The sequence below is a fragment of the Pseudomonas sp. MAG733B genome, from assembly GCF_036884845.1.
GTDB lineage: Bacteria > Pseudomonadota > Gammaproteobacteria > Pseudomonadales > Pseudomonadaceae > Aquipseudomonas.
This window is the reverse complement of sequence record NZ_CP145732.1, coordinates 2,563,741-2,579,488: the sequence shown is the minus strand read 5'-3', so window position 1 is coordinate 2,579,488 and position 15,748 is coordinate 2,563,741. Positions and strand designations below refer to the sequence as shown.

At 58.8% G+C, this 15,748-nt stretch carries 16 protein-coding genes; 7 read left to right on the top strand and 9 right to left on the bottom strand.

Annotated features, from left to right (window positions below; all coding sequences use genetic code 11):
• Positions 1–270 precede the first annotated feature (270 nt).
• Complete coding sequence (locus V6Z53_RS11740; RefSeq protein WP_338585663.1) at positions 271–960, bottom strand: VacJ family lipoprotein; 690 nt, start codon at positions 958–960, stop codon at positions 271–273.
• Between the two features lie 200 nt (positions 961–1,160).
• Between V6Z53_RS11740 and V6Z53_RS11735 the strand changes: the two genes are divergently transcribed.
• Both V6Z53_RS11735 and V6Z53_RS11730 read left to right on the top strand, forming a co-directional pair.
• Positions 1,161–1,781: an HAD family phosphatase gene (locus tag V6Z53_RS11735; protein WP_338585661.1), complete on the top strand. Its 621-nt coding sequence runs from the start codon at positions 1,161–1,163 to the stop codon at positions 1,779–1,781.
• 124 nt (positions 1,782–1,905) lie between these two features.
• Entirely contained in the window at positions 1,906–2,169 is a 264-nt protein-coding gene (locus V6Z53_RS11730) for a DUF4404 family protein (protein WP_338585659.1), read from the top strand.
• A gap of 171 nt (positions 2,170–2,340) precedes the next feature.
• Here V6Z53_RS11730 and queF read toward each other — a convergent pair whose 3' ends face one another.
• Together queF and V6Z53_RS11720 are read right to left on the bottom strand one after the other, a co-directional pair.
• On the bottom strand, positions 2,341–3,171 hold the full coding sequence (gene queF / locus V6Z53_RS11725) for an NADPH-dependent 7-cyano-7-deazaguanine reductase QueF (protein WP_338585657.1): 831 nt from the start codon (positions 3,169–3,171) through the stop codon (positions 2,341–2,343).
• Between the two features lie 61 nt (positions 3,172–3,232).
• On the bottom strand, positions 3,233–3,781 hold the full coding sequence (locus V6Z53_RS11720; RefSeq protein WP_338585656.1) for a cupredoxin family protein: 549 nt from the start codon (positions 3,779–3,781) through the stop codon (positions 3,233–3,235).
• Between the two features lie 155 nt (positions 3,782–3,936).
• Between V6Z53_RS11720 and V6Z53_RS11715 the strand changes: the two genes are divergently transcribed.
• The 3 genes from V6Z53_RS11715 (at position 3,937) to V6Z53_RS11705 (ending at position 6,543) form a co-directional block, all read left to right on the top strand.
• A complete protein-coding gene (locus V6Z53_RS11715) occupies positions 3,937–4,617 on the top strand; it encodes a heavy metal response regulator transcription factor (protein ID WP_338585655.1) in 681 nt (226 codons plus the stop codon).
• Positions 4,617–5,966, top strand: a complete 1,350-nt coding sequence (locus tag V6Z53_RS11710) for a heavy metal sensor histidine kinase (protein ID WP_338585654.1) — start codon at positions 4,617–4,619, stop codon at positions 5,964–5,966. Before V6Z53_RS11715 ends, V6Z53_RS11710 begins: the two co-directional genes overlap by 1 nt.
• 133 nt (positions 5,967–6,099) lie before the next feature.
• Positions 6,100–6,543 (top strand): hypothetical protein, encoded by a 444-nt coding sequence (locus V6Z53_RS11705; protein WP_338585653.1) that lies wholly within the window; start codon positions 6,100–6,102, stop codon positions 6,541–6,543.
• A 61-nt stretch (positions 6,544–6,604) separates the two neighbouring features.
• Here the strand turns inward: V6Z53_RS11705 and V6Z53_RS11700 are convergent, their stop codons facing one another.
• The 3 genes from V6Z53_RS11700 to V6Z53_RS11690 all read right to left on the bottom strand — a co-directional run bounded on the left by V6Z53_RS11700 (position 6,605) and on the right by V6Z53_RS11690 (position 9,857).
• Positions 6,605–7,849 carry a lipoprotein-releasing ABC transporter permease subunit gene (locus V6Z53_RS11700; protein WP_338585652.1) on the bottom strand — a complete coding sequence of 415 codons (1,245 nt, stop codon included), beginning with the start codon at positions 7,847–7,849 and terminating at the stop codon, positions 6,605–6,607.
• Between the two features lie 66 nt (positions 7,850–7,915).
• Positions 7,916–8,599 carry a lipoprotein-releasing ABC transporter ATP-binding protein LolD gene (gene lolD / locus V6Z53_RS11695; RefSeq protein ID WP_338585651.1) on the bottom strand — a complete coding sequence of 228 codons (684 nt, stop codon included), beginning with the start codon at positions 8,597–8,599 and terminating at the stop codon, positions 7,916–7,918.
• 7 nt (positions 8,600–8,606) lie between these two features.
• Positions 8,607–9,857 carry a lipoprotein-releasing ABC transporter permease subunit gene (locus V6Z53_RS11690; RefSeq protein WP_338585650.1) on the bottom strand — a complete coding sequence of 417 codons (1,251 nt, stop codon included), beginning with the start codon at positions 9,855–9,857 and terminating at the stop codon, positions 8,607–8,609.
• A gap of 94 nt (positions 9,858–9,951) precedes the next feature.
• On the opposite strand from V6Z53_RS11690, the gene V6Z53_RS11685 reads away from it, so the two are divergent.
• Positions 9,952–10,533 carry a PilZ domain-containing protein gene (locus V6Z53_RS11685; protein ID WP_338585649.1) on the top strand — a complete coding sequence of 194 codons (582 nt, stop codon included), beginning with the start codon at positions 9,952–9,954 and terminating at the stop codon, positions 10,531–10,533.
• Positions 10,534–10,547: 14 nt separating this feature from the next.
• Positions 10,548–11,270 (top strand): glycerophosphodiester phosphodiesterase family protein, encoded by a 723-nt coding sequence (locus tag V6Z53_RS11680; protein ID WP_338585648.1) that lies wholly within the window; start codon positions 10,548–10,550, stop codon positions 11,268–11,270.
• A gap of 42 nt (positions 11,271–11,312) precedes the next feature.
• Here V6Z53_RS11680 and sthA read toward each other — a convergent pair whose 3' ends face one another.
• From sthA to V6Z53_RS11665, 3 genes are all read right to left on the bottom strand, one after another.
• Positions 11,313–12,707 carry a Si-specific NAD(P)(+) transhydrogenase gene (gene sthA / locus V6Z53_RS11675; protein WP_338585647.1) on the bottom strand — a complete coding sequence of 465 codons (1,395 nt, stop codon included), beginning with the start codon at positions 12,705–12,707 and terminating at the stop codon, positions 11,313–11,315.
• A gap of 207 nt (positions 12,708–12,914) precedes the next feature.
• Positions 12,915–13,937 carry an FAD:protein FMN transferase gene (locus tag V6Z53_RS11670; RefSeq protein ID WP_338585646.1) on the bottom strand — a complete coding sequence of 341 codons (1,023 nt, stop codon included), beginning with the start codon at positions 13,935–13,937 and terminating at the stop codon, positions 12,915–12,917.
• Positions 13,938–14,197: 260 nt separating this feature from the next.
• Entirely contained in the window at positions 14,198–15,661 is a 1,464-nt protein-coding gene (locus V6Z53_RS11665; protein ID WP_338585645.1) for a glyceraldehyde-3-phosphate dehydrogenase, read from the bottom strand.
• Positions 15,662–15,748 lie beyond the last annotated feature (87 nt).

The following is a 15,748-nucleotide window of genomic DNA, read 5'->3' as shown; positions in this document are numbered from 1 at the left end:
ACTACTGGATTCGCTTTCTAGCCTCTCTGTCGCACTGTTTTCGAGCACTTGCCCTACACACAGGTTCACCAGAGGTGCCCTTCTAAGGCGCAGACGGTACTCCCATCCGCGAGGCGTTTCAAGCTCACGCCGATGGTCGCTTGACATCCACTTGTGTCAAATCACCGGGAGTTATAAGAACAGCCAAAACCGAAACTCAAAGTAAGGACGTTCGCGGTCAAGAAATGCAGAAGGCGGCACAATGGCCGCCTTCTTTTTTACCGGTAGAAATCAGAAATCGTCTTCGACCTGGCCGTCTTTCACCTTGAATTCACGGTTCTGCAAGTACGCGTTACGGATGAAGGTGTACTTGTCGCCAGTGATCAGTTTCTCGGAGGACAGCAGGTTCGCCCGGGTATCGACAATGTTCAGGCCGAAGACCGAATTGCGCACCGGCACATCGTTGATATAGCGATACGGGCCGGTGTAGCTGTCGACGAGTTTCGAAGGTGCATCACGCAAGGTGCTTGGGCCGAGCAGCGGCAGCATCACGTATGGACCGCTGCCTACGCCCCAATAACCGAGGGTCTGGCCGAAGTCTTCGTCATTGCGTTGCAGACCCATTTTGGTGCCGACGTCGAAGAAACCCAGCAGGCCGAAGGTGGTGTTGAAGATCAAGCGTGCAGTGTCGACACCAGCCGCTGCCGGTTTGGCCTGCAGGATATCGTTGGCGAGGTTGGTCACATCGCCGACGTTGCGGAACATGTTGTGGATGCCATCTTCAAGGAACTGCGGCGTCACGAACTGGTAGCCCTGAGCCAAAGGCTTCAGAGCATAGGTATCGAGCACGTCGTTGAATTTATAGATCGGGCGGTTGATGCTTTCCCAAGGGTCATCTTCCGACGCTGCCTGGGCAACGAACGGAACCAGCATCGCGCTGGCGCACACACAAAACTGAGCTAGATGATTGCTCCAGCGCATAGAAAAACTCCTTGGACTGTACCGTCGCCGAGCGCTGGGCTCGACGCAAAGACCGCTAGTATAAGACGGAAACGCCACTTTAGGCAGCATCGCAGCCGGACGCCTGCGGGTAGTTCCTGTCGATTGTGAGCGATTCACATCCATGTCACTCAACTGTCACCGACGGACCTTAGCCTTGAGGCTATTTCAGGGACGTTGACATGCCGCACGCCGAAACCAAGCCTCAAACCGCGCCGAACCTGACTGCCGTGCTGTTCGGCCTCAGTGGTTGCCTGGTGGATTTCGGCGCTCACACGCGTCTGAACAGCGGCCATTTGGCCGAACACGCCGAGGCGACCCCCGGCGCGCTCGACAGCCTGCGCAGCTTGCAGCGCCAGCAAATACCTTGCGCCTGGCTCGATGAACTGCCCCCTGCCCTCAGCCATTCTCTGGCAATCGCCCTGCCGGAATGGGTCAAACCTTCGCAACACCTTGCAACAATCAAACCTTGGCCGGCGCCCAATGCGTGCTGGCAGGCACTGATGGAGCTGAATGTCGAACGACTCGATGGTTGCGTGCTGGTCAGCGGCGAGCCACGCCTGCTGCAATCAGGGCTCAATGCAGGTCTGTGGACCATCGGCCTGGCATCCTGCGGCTCGCTTTGCGGACTTTCGCCCATGCAATGGCAGGCATTGTCGCCGCAGGAACGGGACATCAAGCGAGGGAAGGCAACGATGCAATTGTTTGGTCTCGGTGTGCATTCGGTGATCGATCATCTTGGTGAACTCGACACCTGCCTGGCGGATATCAGCCTGCGTCGGCTCAAGGGCGAAAAGCCCTGATCGCGGCCTAACACCTATGAAGCATGCAGGTTACGCGGGAGTGGATTAATCTAAAGGTCAGCCATAGACCTTTGGCCTGACGCTGCGGTCTATGCCAGTGCCAATCGAGAGAAGGAAGAACGCCATGCCTGCCCGCGAACTGCAAGAACAGCTCAATGCCCTGCGCGAGCAATTGGAACAGAATCCTCCGCTGACTGAAGTCGAGCGCGAAGACCTGCGTACTCTGATGCAACAGATCGAACTGGAGCTTGAGCTCGAAACCAAAACCCAAGACTCCAGCATTGCCGACAACGTAAACCTGGCCGTTGAACGCTTCGAACTCGAACACCCTACCCTTGCCGGCACCCTGCGCAACATCGGGCAAGCCCTGGTCAACATGGGAATCTGAACCCGCCAAACGCAAAAAGCCCCGCTAGCGATAGCGGGGCTTTTTTATGTCTGCTGTCTGAAATGCAATCCACTGTAGGAGCGAGCCTGCTCGCGATGACGGTATGGCAGTCGACATCAATGGTGTCTGACAGACCGCTATCGCGAGCAGGCTCACTCCTACAGGGTTTCGTTACTGGCGGACCAGACGATGGTTCGGCAGCTGTACGGTTTCAGTGCTGCGATACGGATTGATATCCAACCCGCCACGTCGCACATAGCGCGCATACACCGTCAATTTCTCCGGCTTCAGCAACCGTTGCAGATCGAGGAAAATCCGCTCCACGCACTGCTCATGGAAGTCCGAGTGCTGGCGGAAGCTGACGATGTACTCCAGCAGACTGGCGTGATCCAGCGCCGAACCACGGTACTCCACCACCACGCTGCCCCAGTCCGGTTGACTGGTGACCGGGCAATTGGACTTGAGCAAGTGGCTGTGCACGCTCTCTTCGACAATGCGCGAATCATCGCAACGCAACAGCTCCGGACGCGGATGTTCGTAGTTGCTGACGCTGATATCCAGTTCATCGATGCACACACCCGGCAACGCAACGACGCCTTCTGCCTCGACCTCTTTCAGGCTACGGACGCGCACGCCGACCGTTTTACCGGCAGCGGCCGACAGGTCTTTGACCAGCGTCGCTTCCAGGGTGGCGGTATCGGCAAACGGCGTCTGGTTCAGGGAGTTGAGGTACAGCTTGAACGACTTCGACTCGATGATGTTCGGCGAGTCCGCCGGGATGCTGAACCCGCCGATCGCCACCACCGGTTTGCCCGACGGCAACAACCACGACAGTTCGAAGCAGTTCCAGAAATCCACACCCTTGTACGGCAGGGTTTGCGCCGTCAGGCCCAGTTCGGCCCACTTCGCGGTGCGCGGGATCGGGAACAGCAGGGACGGTGTGTAAGTGGCGATGTATTCGCTGGATTTGCCCAGCGGCGAGTGTTCGGCTGCGGGATGCATGGCGGAAACCTGACTGAAGAATCAGCGGATTCTATCAGCCTTTGCTCCCACCTTTGAGTGCTTACTGACTGACAGTCAATTTGCCGACCATGCCGGCCTGATAGTGGCCGGGAATGTTACAAGCAAATTCCAGGTTGGTGGCCTTGCTGAAAGTCCAGGTCAGTTCGGCGGTTTTGCCCGGTTCCACCAGCACGCTGTTGGGGTCGTCGTGTTTCATGCCGCTCTTCGTGTCATGTCCCATGGCACCGTGATCCATACCGGCCATGCTGCCGTGATCCATTTCCTTCACGCCTGTAGGCGTCAGCATGCCGCTTTGCTGCATCTGCAACATTTCCTGTTGATGTTTAGCGTGCATCGCCGCATCACCGAGGTTGAATTCGTGCAGCAACTGACCTTTATTCACCAGCACGAAGCGCACGGTTTCCCCAGCCTTGATGTCGATGGCCTTGGGCGTGAAGGTCATGTCGCCCATCACCACCTCGACACTGCGGCTCGCCTTGGACGCCGGGGCCGGCTGACCGAAGTCATAGGTATGCGCCGGCGACGCCCACACCGGCGAATTCAATGCCAACACACAGGTGACCAGCAGCACAGATTTGCGCAGAAACATCGTCGTACTCCAACAAAATAAGGTTCAGCCTGTGGAAAACTCTAAACTTCCACCGCTGCCCGCAACCTGACAGCCAGATTACAACTTTGTCAGGTTGGCCTGCACCACCGTCGCCCGCGGTATAAAGCGTTGGTTCCATTTAGCCTGAGTTGCCCATGAAACTGCTGATCGTCGAAGACCAACCGAAAACCGGCCACTACCTGCGCCAGGGCCTGGCCGAGGCAGGTTTCAACACCGAACTGGTGGCCGATGGCATCACCGGCCAGCAAATGGCGTTGAGCGGTGAGTACGCGCTGCTGATTCTCGATGTGATGCTACCCGGTCGCGATGGCTGGCAGATTCTGCAAGCGGTGCGCAGCGCGGGTCTGGACACGCCGGTGCTGTTTCTCACCGCACGCGACGCTGTGGAGGATCGGGTTCACGGCCTCGAACTCGGCGCCGACGACTATCTGGTCAAGCCTTTCGCTTTCTCCGAATTGCTGGCCCGGGTGCGCAGCCTGTTGCGCCGTGGCAGCAGCGCTACCCAGGACACCAGCCTGCAACTGGCCGATCTGCGCCTGGACCTGATCCGTCGCCGAGTGGAACGCGGCGGCCAGCGCATCGACCTGACAGCCAAGGAATTTGCCCTGCTGGAAATGCTTCTGCGTCGCCAGGGCGAAGTCCTGCCCAAATCATTGATCGCCTCCCAGGTCTGGGACATGAATTTCGACAGCGATACCAATGTCATCGAAGTCGCGATCCGTCGATTGCGCCTTAAGATCGACGATGAGTTCCCCAACAAACTGATCCACACCGTGCGCGGCATGGGTTACGTGCTTGAAGAGCGTCCTGCCTGATGCGCCGATTGTCCTTGAGCAACCGCCTGGCGCTACTGTTTGCGGCATGCACCGCCGTTGTGTCGCTGTTTGCCGGAGTGTTGTTCAGCCGCGCCAGCGAGACGCACTTCATTGAACTCGACCAGCAACTACTGGATGGCAAGCTGATTGGCTTGCGCCGCGCGCTGCACGACATTCAATCGAATGACAGCGGAATCAAACTGGCCGATGAGTTGAGCCGGCAAGCAGATCTCTCGTTGCGGATCACCGGCAGCGACGGTCGACGCTGGTACGACAGCTCGACGCTACTGCCGGACAAACTCCCACAAACACCGGGCCTGTCGACCCTCAACGACGACGGCACCGACTACCGTGTGCTCAATGCGCCGCTGTTCGTAGACAAACCCGACTCCCCGCAACTGACGCTTTTGCTGGACATCACCCATCACCAACATTTCCTGCAACGCATGCAGCACTTGATCTGGCTAACCGTTGGCCTGTCTGCCCTGGCCACTGCCCTGCTCGGTGCCTGGGCGGCGCGCAGCGGGTTGCGGCCATTGCGGCGCATCAGTGCCGTCGCCAGCGGCGTGTCGGCACAATCGCTCAATGCGCGCCTTCCAGAAGAAAACATGCCGCCGGAACTGGCGGAAATGGCCCACCACTTCAACGCCATGCTCGAACGTCTCGACGACTCATTTCAACGGCTGTCGGCGTTCTCCGCCGACATTGCCCATGAACTGCGCACGCCGCTGTCGAACCTGCTGACCCACACCCAGGTCACCCTCACCCGCCCGCGCGCCCTAGAGGACTATCGCGAAGCGCTGCACAGTAATCTCGAAGAACTCCAGTGGATGGCACAACTGGTCAACGACATGTTGTACCTGGCCAAGGCAGATCATGGGCTGCTGATGCCCCAGTGCAAACCGTTGGAGTTGGCCGACGAAGTCGATTTCTTGCTGGAATTTTTTGCACCGTTGGCCGAAGACGCGCAGATCGGATTAAGTCGCGAAGGCAGCGGCCTCATAAAGGGGGATCGCAATATGCTGCGCAGGGCATTCTCCAACCTACTGGACAATGCGCTACGTTTTACACCGCCAGACGGCCTGATCCGAGTGGTTATCATCGACTCGGCTGACAGTTCGATTCTACGTTTTGAAAACACCGGTGATCGTATTCCCGATACCCTGCTTCCACGCTTGTTCGATCGTTTCTATCGTGCGGATCCAGCGCGGCGAAAAGGCGACAGTGAGCACGCAGGACTGGGTCTGGCAATTACCCGGTCAATTGTCCATGCGCACGGTGGTGAAATTTCCTGCACATCCAGCCAACAATCGACTTCATTCATAATTCAGTTCAACAAGCGTGCATAGATCCTGCGCATAGCCAACCACATAGTTCATTACAAACAACTCCACATGATAGTTCCTCATTAAATCATCCTCGCTATATAGTTGTTTCACTCTTCACCAAGAGTTCACTAATACCTATTGCGAGAATAAAATCATGGAAGAAAAAACAATCGCAACACCGGCAGCGCCGACAATGCTCGCCAGTACCTTTAACGCACAACTTGGCAACCGGGGTGCTTTCGCAGACGACAGCCCTCGCATCACGACCATTGCTGGTGGCGCGCTGATACTGACCGCCGCGCAAAACAACACCTCGTCCCCGCATGCCCAATTGTTTTATTTCGGTTTGAATCCAAACATTCGTAGTGGCACCCACACGATTCCTGGCCCGATGATAAAAAGCCTGGTCTATCAAGAAAGAAAGGAAAGTCAGTGGACGGCGTTCGGTGCCATAAATGGTTCATTGACGCTGGAACTGGATCAAACGCGTAAACGTTTTAAAGCGACATGTTCGTTCACTGTTAAAAACAACAACGAATCAATTGAGGGTGTTGCCAACATGGATGTTCATTTTAGCGAGTGGCCAACAGCAATCTGATTGAGCAACATCTTTGCGGCGAGCTCCGCTCCTGCCGGAACGGAGCTCGCACAGGTAATCCTCAGGAGTACCGCAACGCGTGAGCCGGTTCGATCTTCGCCGCACGCCAAGCCGGGTAAATAGTCGCCAGGAAGCTCAACACAAACCCAGCCGTGCAGATCAACGCGACATCCCCGCCCTGCAACTCAGACGGCAAATTGCTGACGAAATACACGTCTGAACTGAAGATGTGCTGCCCGGTGACCCGCTCCACCCAGCCCACCATCTCGCTGACATTCAACGCCGCGATCACGCCGAGCACGCCGCCAATCAAGGTGCCGACGATGCCGATCACGGTGCCCTGGACCATGAAGATCGCCATGATCTGTCGCGGTGTCGCGCCGATGGTGCGCAGGATCGCGATGTCCGCGCCCTTGTCGTTCACCACCATGATCAGGGTCGCGATGATGTTGAACGCCGCCACCGCGACGATCATCAACAACAGCAGGCCGATCATGGTTTTTTCCATCTTCATCGCGCTGAACAGGCTGCCCTGGGTGTGGGTCCAGTCGTCAGCCTTGTAAGCGGCGCCCAGCCCTGTGGCGATGGTGCTCGACACTTGCGGCGCGGCGTACAGATCCTTCACCGCCAAGCGCACGCTCTGTACCTGATTCGGCTCCCAATGCTGCATCTGCGCGGCGTCGGCAACGTGGATCAGGGCCATCGACCCGTCAAGTTCGGCGCCGACCTTGAACACACCCACCACGTTCAAGCGCTGCATGCGCGGGGTAATGCCGCCCGGTGCATTGCTGACTTCCGGCACGATCAGGGTGATCTTGTCGCCGACGTTCAAGCGGAAGCGCCGCGCCGTGATCTCGCCGATCACCACGCCAAACTCGCCGGGTTTCAAGGCATCCAGGCGCCCCTGGACGATGTGTTTGGCGACGATCGATACCTGGCCTTCCAGCGCCGGATCGACGCCGCTGACCTGGATCGGTTGCATCGTGCCCTTGTAGGACAGCATGCCTTCCATCTCGGTGAACGGCACGGCGGCGGTGACCTCCGGGTTCTTCATGGCGGCCGCTGCAACGGGTTGCCAATCATCAATCGGGTTAACGCCGACGATGGTCGCGTGCGGCACCATGCCAAGGATGCGCGAGCTCATTTCACGCTGGAAGCCGTTCATCACCGACAGCACCACGATCATCGCCAGCACGCCCAGGGCGAGGCCGATCATCGAGGTCATCGAGATGAAGGAAACAAAGCGATTGCGGCGCTTGGCGCGGGTATAGCGCGTGCCGATAAAGATCGATAACGGTCTGAACATTCGCTGGGGCACCGTGTAAAAATAAAAGACCCGACGCACCTTTCAGCCGCGTCGGGTTTCAATCCGTTAGATGGGAGTCAGGCAACCTTCCTGCAAGTGCAGGACACGGTCCATCTGGCGGGCCAGGTTCATGTCGTGGGTCACCACCAGGAACGCCGTGCGCATCGAGGTGCTGAGCTCCAGCATCAAGTCCTGAATGCCCTGGGCGGTGTGGGAGTCGAGGTTGCCGGTAGGCTCATCGAGCATCACCAGACCCGGTTTGTTCACCAAGGCTCGGGCAATGGCCACACGCTGACGCTCGCCGCCGGACAGTTCCGACGGCTTGTGTTCCAGGCGATGGCCCAGCCCTACTCGCTCCAGCAACGCCGTTGCGCGATGACGGGCTTCCGGGATCGGCGTCTTGCCAATCAACAGTGGCATGCAGACGTTTTCCAGCGCGGTGAATTCCGGCAGCAGGTGGTGGAACTGGTACACGAAACCCAACGAGCGGTTACGCAGCAGGCCGCGCTTCTTCTCACTCAGCGCCGACAGTTCTTCACCGTCGAGCCAGACACTGCCCTTGGTTGGCGTATCAAGACCGCCCAGCAGGTTGAGCAAAGTACTTTTGCCCGAACCCGAGGTGCCGACAATCGCCACACGCTCACCTGGATGCAGCTCCAGTTGCAGACCGGCCAGAACCTCTACCGACTCAGGACCTTCCTCGTAGGATTTGCCCAGGTTGCGGCAGCTCAAGATTGCTTTATCAGTCATGCCCGACTCACTCATAACGTAGCGCCTCCGCAGGCTGGGTGCGCGCGGCACGCCAGGCTGGATACAGGGTGGCGAGGAAACTCAGGACCAACGCCGCAGAACAGACCATCACCACGTCCTGGCTCTGCACTTGCGACGGCAGGTAATCGATGAAGTACACGTCGGCGTTGAGGAACTTGTGCCCGATCAGGCCTTCGAGTGCCGAGATCGCGGCACTGACATTCAACGCGGCGAAGATCCCGACCACAGCGCCGATCGCCGTACCGACCACGCCAATGACCGTGCCTTGCACCATGAACGTGCGCATGATCGTGCCCGGCGTGGCGCCGAGGGTGCGCAGGATCGCGATATCGCCCTTCTTGTCATTCACCACCATCACCAGCGTGGAAATGATGTTGAACGCGGCGACCGCAACGATCAGCAGCAACAGCAGGCCGATCATGGCTTTTTCCATACGGATCGCCTGATACAGGTTGCCGTGGGTGCGGGTCCAGTCGCGGGCGTAGAAATGATCTTCGCCGAGCTCGCGAGCGATGTTCCACGCGGTACGCGGTGCCTGGAACAGATCGTCGAACTTCAGGCGGATACCCTGGACCTGATCCGGTTTCCAGCGATGCAACCGCGCCAGGTCCTGAAGATTGGTGATGCCCAGGTAGCCGTCGATCTCGCCGGCGCCGACGTGGAAGATGCCGACCACGGTGAAGCGCTTCATGCGCGGGAACATCCCGGCCGGGGTCACGGTGACTTCCGGCGCCACGAAGGTCAGCTTGTCGCCGACCGCCGCACCGAGCTTGGCCGCTGCCTTGTCGCCGATGACGATGCCGAACTCGCCGGGCTTCAGGTCGTCGAGTTTGCCCTGCTGCATGAAGTGATCAATGATCGACACCTGGCGCTCCAGCGCCGGGTCGATGGCATTGAGCAGGACTTTCGAGACTTTGCCGTTGTTGGTCAGCAAACCCTGCATTTGCGTGAACGGCGCCACGGCCGTCACCTGCGGGTTCTGCTTGACCTTGGCGGCCAGGCTTTGCCAATCGCTGATCGGCTCGCCGGATTCGATGGTCGCGTGGGGCACCATGCCCAGCACGCGGGTGCGCATCTCATGATCGAAGCCGTTCATGACCGACAGCACTACAATCATCACGACCACGCCAAGGGCGAGCCCGATCATCGAAGTCAGGGAAATGAATGACACAAAATGATTGCGACGCTTTGCACGGGTATAACGCGTGCCGATAAATACGAAGAGAGGTCTGAACATGTCGGGGCTTGTTCGGAGGGAAAAGGAACGTCCTTGTGGCGGGGGTCGATAACCAGCTTTACACTCAGACCACCGCCGCTACCATGGGTTCGCCATGTCGACATTAGATGAAGAAGATCGCCGCGAATACTACCGTATCGAGGACACGATCGCACTGGAAATTCGGCCCCTGTCCGCTCCCGAAGCCGCAGGCCAGGAAGTGTTGCAGGATGCTTCCCCACTCTTCAACCTGCTCAGCGAATTGCACCTGAGCGAATTCGAGTCGCAGCACCTGTTGCGCCAGATCAGCGAACGCGACCGCACGACCGCTGCCTTCCTCAAGTCGCAGAACAAGCGCATCGATTTGCTGAGCCAGGTCGTCGCGCTGACGGTGCTGGGGCAGATCGGCGAGCCGCAGCCGGTGATCATTTCCGAAGGCGGCATCGACTTTCAGCATCCAACGCCTATCGCCACCGACGCACGCCTGTCGGTCAAACTGGTGCTGATGCCGCAAGCCCTGGGCCTGTTGCTGCGCGCTCGCGTCACCCATTGCGACCGCAAGGGCGACGGCTACGACGTCGGCACCGAGTTCGAACACCTGACCGACGCCCAGCGACAGCTGCTGGCCCGCCACATCTTGCAGAAGCAGGCCCAGGAACGACGTCTGGCCCGCGAACAACTCGAATCCGGCAATTAATTTAAGGAAGAACCGTGACCCTCATCTACGGCCATCGCGGCGCCAAGGGCGAAGCACCGGAAAATACCCTGACCAGTTTTCAGGAATGTCTCAAGCACGGCGTACGCCGTTGCGAACTGGACCTGCACCTGTCCATGGATGGCGAGTTGATGGTCATCCACGACCCGACACTCAAGCGCACCACCGACCGGCGCGGCAAAGTGGTCGAACATACGGCGGCAGAGCTGGTGACCTACGACGCGCGCAAAGGCGGACCGGGCTGGATCAAACCCTGCCCGATTCCGACTCTGGAAGAGCTGTTCGAGAAATGCGACTTCGACCACTGGCAACTGGAAGTCAAGAGCGCCTCACGCACCCGCGCTGCGACCACCGTGCTGGCGATCCGCGAAATGGCGCAACGGCATGGCCTGCTGGACAAAGTGACGATCACCTCCAGTTCCCGGGAAGTGCTGAAAGCCGCGCTGGATCTGGTGCCGGACGTCTCTCGTGGACTGGTGGCCGAGTACGCCTGGCTCGACCCGCTGAAGGTCGCGGCAAGCTATGGCTGTGAGATTCTGGCGCTGAACTGGACCCTGTGTACGCCGGAACGCCTGCAGAAGGCGCAGCGTCAGGGGCTGCATGTGTCGGTATGGACAGTCAACGAGCCCGCGCTGATGCGCAGACTCGCCGACTTCGGCGTTGACAGCCTGATTACAGACTTTCCCGGTTTGGCCACTGCCACGCTCGAGAATTGCTGAAATCGGTCTCCCCGGCCGGCTCAGGCCACCGGCCGGAGCCGCTCAAAAAAGCCGGTTGAGGCCGTCGTAAGCCGCTACCCGATAGGCTTCGGCCATGGTCGGGTAGTTGAACGTGGTGTTGACGAAGTACTTCAGGGTGTTGAGTTCACCCGGCTGGTTCATGATCGCCTGACCGATGTGCACGATCTCCGACGCCTGATAACCGAAGCAGTGAACGCCCAGCACTTCCAGGGTTTCACGGTGGAACAGGATCTTCAGCATGCCTTGCGGCTCACCGGCGATCTGCGCACGCGCCATGCTCTTGAAGAACGCCTTGCCCACTTCGTACGGCACTTTGGCCTGGGTCAGTTCCTGCTCGTTCTTGCCGATCGAACTGATCTCCGGAATGGTGTAGATGCCGGTCGGCACGTCATTCACGAAACGCCAGCTGCCATTGTCGACGATGCTGCCCGCAGCCGAACGACCCTGGTCGTGCGCGGCACTGGCCAGGCTTGGCCAGCCGATCACGTCGCCGGCGCCATAAATGTTCTGGATGCCGGTGCGATAGTTTTCGTCGACTTCGATCTGGCCACGGCCGTTGACCTTCACGCCGATGTTTTCCAGACCCAACTGATCGGTGTTGCCGGTACGGCCGTTACACCAGAGCAAGGCGTCGGCCTTGATCTTCTTACCGGACTTGAGGTGCAGGATCACGCCGTTGTCCACGCCTTCGACGCGGTCGTAGTCTTCGTTGTGGCGAACCGTGATGTTGTTGTTGCTGAAGTGATAACTCAGCGCCTGGGAAATTTCCGAGTCGAGGAAGCTCAGCAACTGACCACGGTTATCCACCAGTTCAACCAATACACCCAGACCGCTGAAGATCGAGGCGTATTCGCAACCGATCACGCCGGCGCCGTAAACGATGAGTTTGCGCGGGGTGTGGCCGAGGCTGAGGATGGTGTCGCTATCGTAGATACGCGGGTGATGGAAATCGATATCGGCCGGGCGATACGGGCGCGAACCGGTGGCGATGATGATGTGTTTGGCCACCAGTTTTTCGACCACGCCGTTGGCGCAGACCACTTCGACGGTTTGCTCGTCGGCGAAGCTGCCGGTGCCGAAGAACACGTCGACGCGGTTACGGGCGTAGTAGCCGGTACGCGAGGCGACTTGTTTGGAGATGACTTTTTCAGCGCTTTTCAACACGTCCGGGAACGAGAACCAGCGCGGCTCACCAATGGCCCGGAACATCGGGTTGGTGTTGAACTGCATGATCTGCCGGACCGAGTGACGCAGTGCCTTGGACGGGATGGTGCCCAAGTGAGTGCAGTTGCCGCCGACCTGGCGACGGCTATCGACCATCGCCACCTTGCGCCCTGCCTTGGCGGCGTTCATTGCCGCACCTTCCCCTGCCGGGCCGGAACCCAACACCACCACGTCGTAGTTGTAGACAGCCATGCGTACTCCTCAGAACAGGCCGTGACGCCATCGGCGCCTGCGGCTAAATCACGCCAATCTGTGGCGTGAAGGAACAATTTGGGGCCAGTGCAGAACCCGGACACAGTCTATAGAAGCGTCAACGCCGCGCACATTAACCCTTGGTCGCGTCGTAGGCTACTTTTGCCTGCGCTACAACGCCAGTTTTCAATGCTCAAATCGCCGAAATCATTCGGTTTTTTTGCCATTGAGGCGCTCAAAAGCGTGACTGCTGCGTGTGACGAAACCTGTATCGGCACGAATCACAAAAAATGCGCCGATATCGTGTTTTTCTGCGTAGTCCCAACCGCGCTCCGGGCCGAGAATCAACAACAGCGTCGATAAGCCATCGGCCATCAACGCAGAAGGATGAATTACCGTGACGGACGCCAGTGTGTGTGAGACCGGCGCACCCGTGCGGGCATCGAAGGTGTGGGAATAACGCTGGCCGCCCTGTGAGAAATAATTGCGGTAGTCGCCAGACGTGGAGAGCCCGTAGCCGTCGATGGCGACGATGCGTTCGGCCAATTGTTGATCATCGCGGGGTTCTTCCAGGGCAATGCGCCACGGTGAACCGTCGAGTTTCTTGCCGTAGGCCTTGAGTTCGCCGGTCACTTCGACAAGAAAGTCATGAATCCCGAGCGCTTCGAGCTTCGCGGCAATCGTGTCCACCGCGTAGCCGGCAGCAATGCTGTTGAAATCAACTTCGACCGCAGCGTCCTTGCACAACTGGTCACCGTTGATGTGCAAGTGATCATGACCGACTCGTTGGCGCACCTTGGCGATCGCCTCGGCTGTCGGGACTTTTTCTTCTCGAGCCTGAGGGCCGAAGCCCCAAAGATTGAGCAGCGGCTCCACCGTCAAATCGTAGGAACCGTCGCTTTGCACTGACAGTTGCTCGCCCACGCGGACCAGTTCGAGGACCGACGCGGGCATTTTCTGACAGTGGTTGGCGGGTAACTGGTTGAAGCGCTCGATGTCCGAGTCGCTGCGGTAGGTCGACATTCGCCGGTCAATGTCGGCGAGGATCTGCTCGACCTTGACACGAACATCGTCCGGCATCGGAAGGCCGGCATGGCGCACATACTTGATCGAATAAGTGCTGCCCATGGTCGGGCCGCCGAAGCTTTCGAGGGCGTCTTCGTTGCCGCAACCGGACACCAGGCCGAACAACACAAAGCACCCTATCCGCCAGATCAACAAATCCTGCATCCCCTGAAGAACACCCTGACACACCATGAAGGTTCGCCATTATGCGATAGAAACTGTGGGAGCGGGCTTGCTCGCGAAGAGGCCGGCACATTCAACAGAGATGTCGACTGATCCAACGCTTTCGCGAGCAAGCCCGCTCCCACAATTTTGATCTTCAGTGACTGCCACAATCCCTGTGGGAACAGGCTTGCGCGCGAAGAGGCCAGCACAAACAAAAACGCCCCGACCAAAGTCGGGGCGCTTTCATGTGCAGCTAAGGCTTAGCGCGGGAATGCTGGCGGGTTTACACCGGCCATGTCTTCCATCACGCGAACCACCTGGCAGCTGTAACCGAACTCGTTGTCGTACCAGACGTACAGAACAACGCGGTTATCCTGGGTGATGGTCGCTTCAGCGTCCACGACGCCTGCGTGGCGCGAGCCAACGAAGTCGGTGGAAACCACTTCCTGGGAGCTCACGTAGTCGATCTGCTTGTGCAGATCCGAGTGCATGGCCATCTGGCGCAGGTACTCGTTGATCTCTTCGCGAGTGGTGGCCTTTTCCAGGTTCAGGTTCAGGATGGCCATCGACACGTTCGGTGTAGGAACACGAATCGCGTTACCGGTCAGCTTGCCCTTGAGCACTGGCAGCGCCTTGGCGGCTGCGGTGGCGGCACCGGTCTCGGTGATTACCATGTTCAGTGGCGCGGCGCGGCCACGACGGCTGCCCTTGTGGAAGTTGTCGATCAGGTTCTGGTCGTTGGTGAACGAGTGAACGGTTTCGACGTGGCCGTTGACGATGCCGTACTTGTCGTTGACTGCCTTGAGCACCGGCACGATGGCGTTGGTGGTGCAGGAAGCCGCCGAGATGATCTTGTCGTCAGGGGTGATGTCGCCATGGTTGATGCCATGCACGATGTTCTTCAGCGCGCCCTTGCCAGGTGCGGTGAGGATCACGCGGGCAGCGCCCGGGCAGGCCAGGTGCTGGCCCAGGCCGTCGGCGTCACGCCACACACCGGTGTTGTCGACGATCAGAGCGTTTTCGATGCCGTACTGGGTGTAGTCGACTTCGGCCGGGCTCTTGGCGTAGATAACCTGGATCAGGTTGCCGTTGGCGCTGATGGTGTTGTTGGCTTCATCAATGGTGATGGTGCCATCGAACGGACCATGAACCGAGTCACGGCGCAGCAGGCTGGCACGCTTGACCAGGTCGTTCTCGGCGCCCTTGCGGACGACGATGGCGCGCAGACGCAGGCCGTCGCCACCACCGGTTTTCTCGATCAGGATGCGCGCCAGCAGACGGCCGATACGACCGAAGCCGTAGAGGACAACGTCGGTGCCTTTGCGGGCGGAAGCGTTCTGCTGGCCAACCACGTCGGCCAGTTCTTCACGGACGAACTGCTCGGCAGTACGGCCATTGCCTTCGGCCTTGAATTTGGCCGCCAGCTTGCCCAGGTCCACCGAAGCGGCGCCGAGCTTGAGTTCGCTCATCGCCTTGATCAGCGGGAATGTTTCGTGGACGGACAGCTCGCTTTCGTCGGACTGACGATGACGAGCAAAGCGGTGAGCTTTGAGAATCGCAATGACTGAACGATTGATCAGGCTGCGGCCATAGATCGAGCTCACCACGTTGTTATTGCGGTAGAGCTGACCGATAAGCGGAATCATCGCTTCTGCGAGTGCTTCACGGTCGATCCATTCACCAAGACACTGGTCGGGCTTCTGAGTCACGGGAACCTTCCACATGTAGGGGCAGAAAAAAGGGGCTACATTATGCCGCTCTGTTCCTCTTGTAGCAATGCGCGCCTGTCGTGCGATCCGTAACAAATTCCT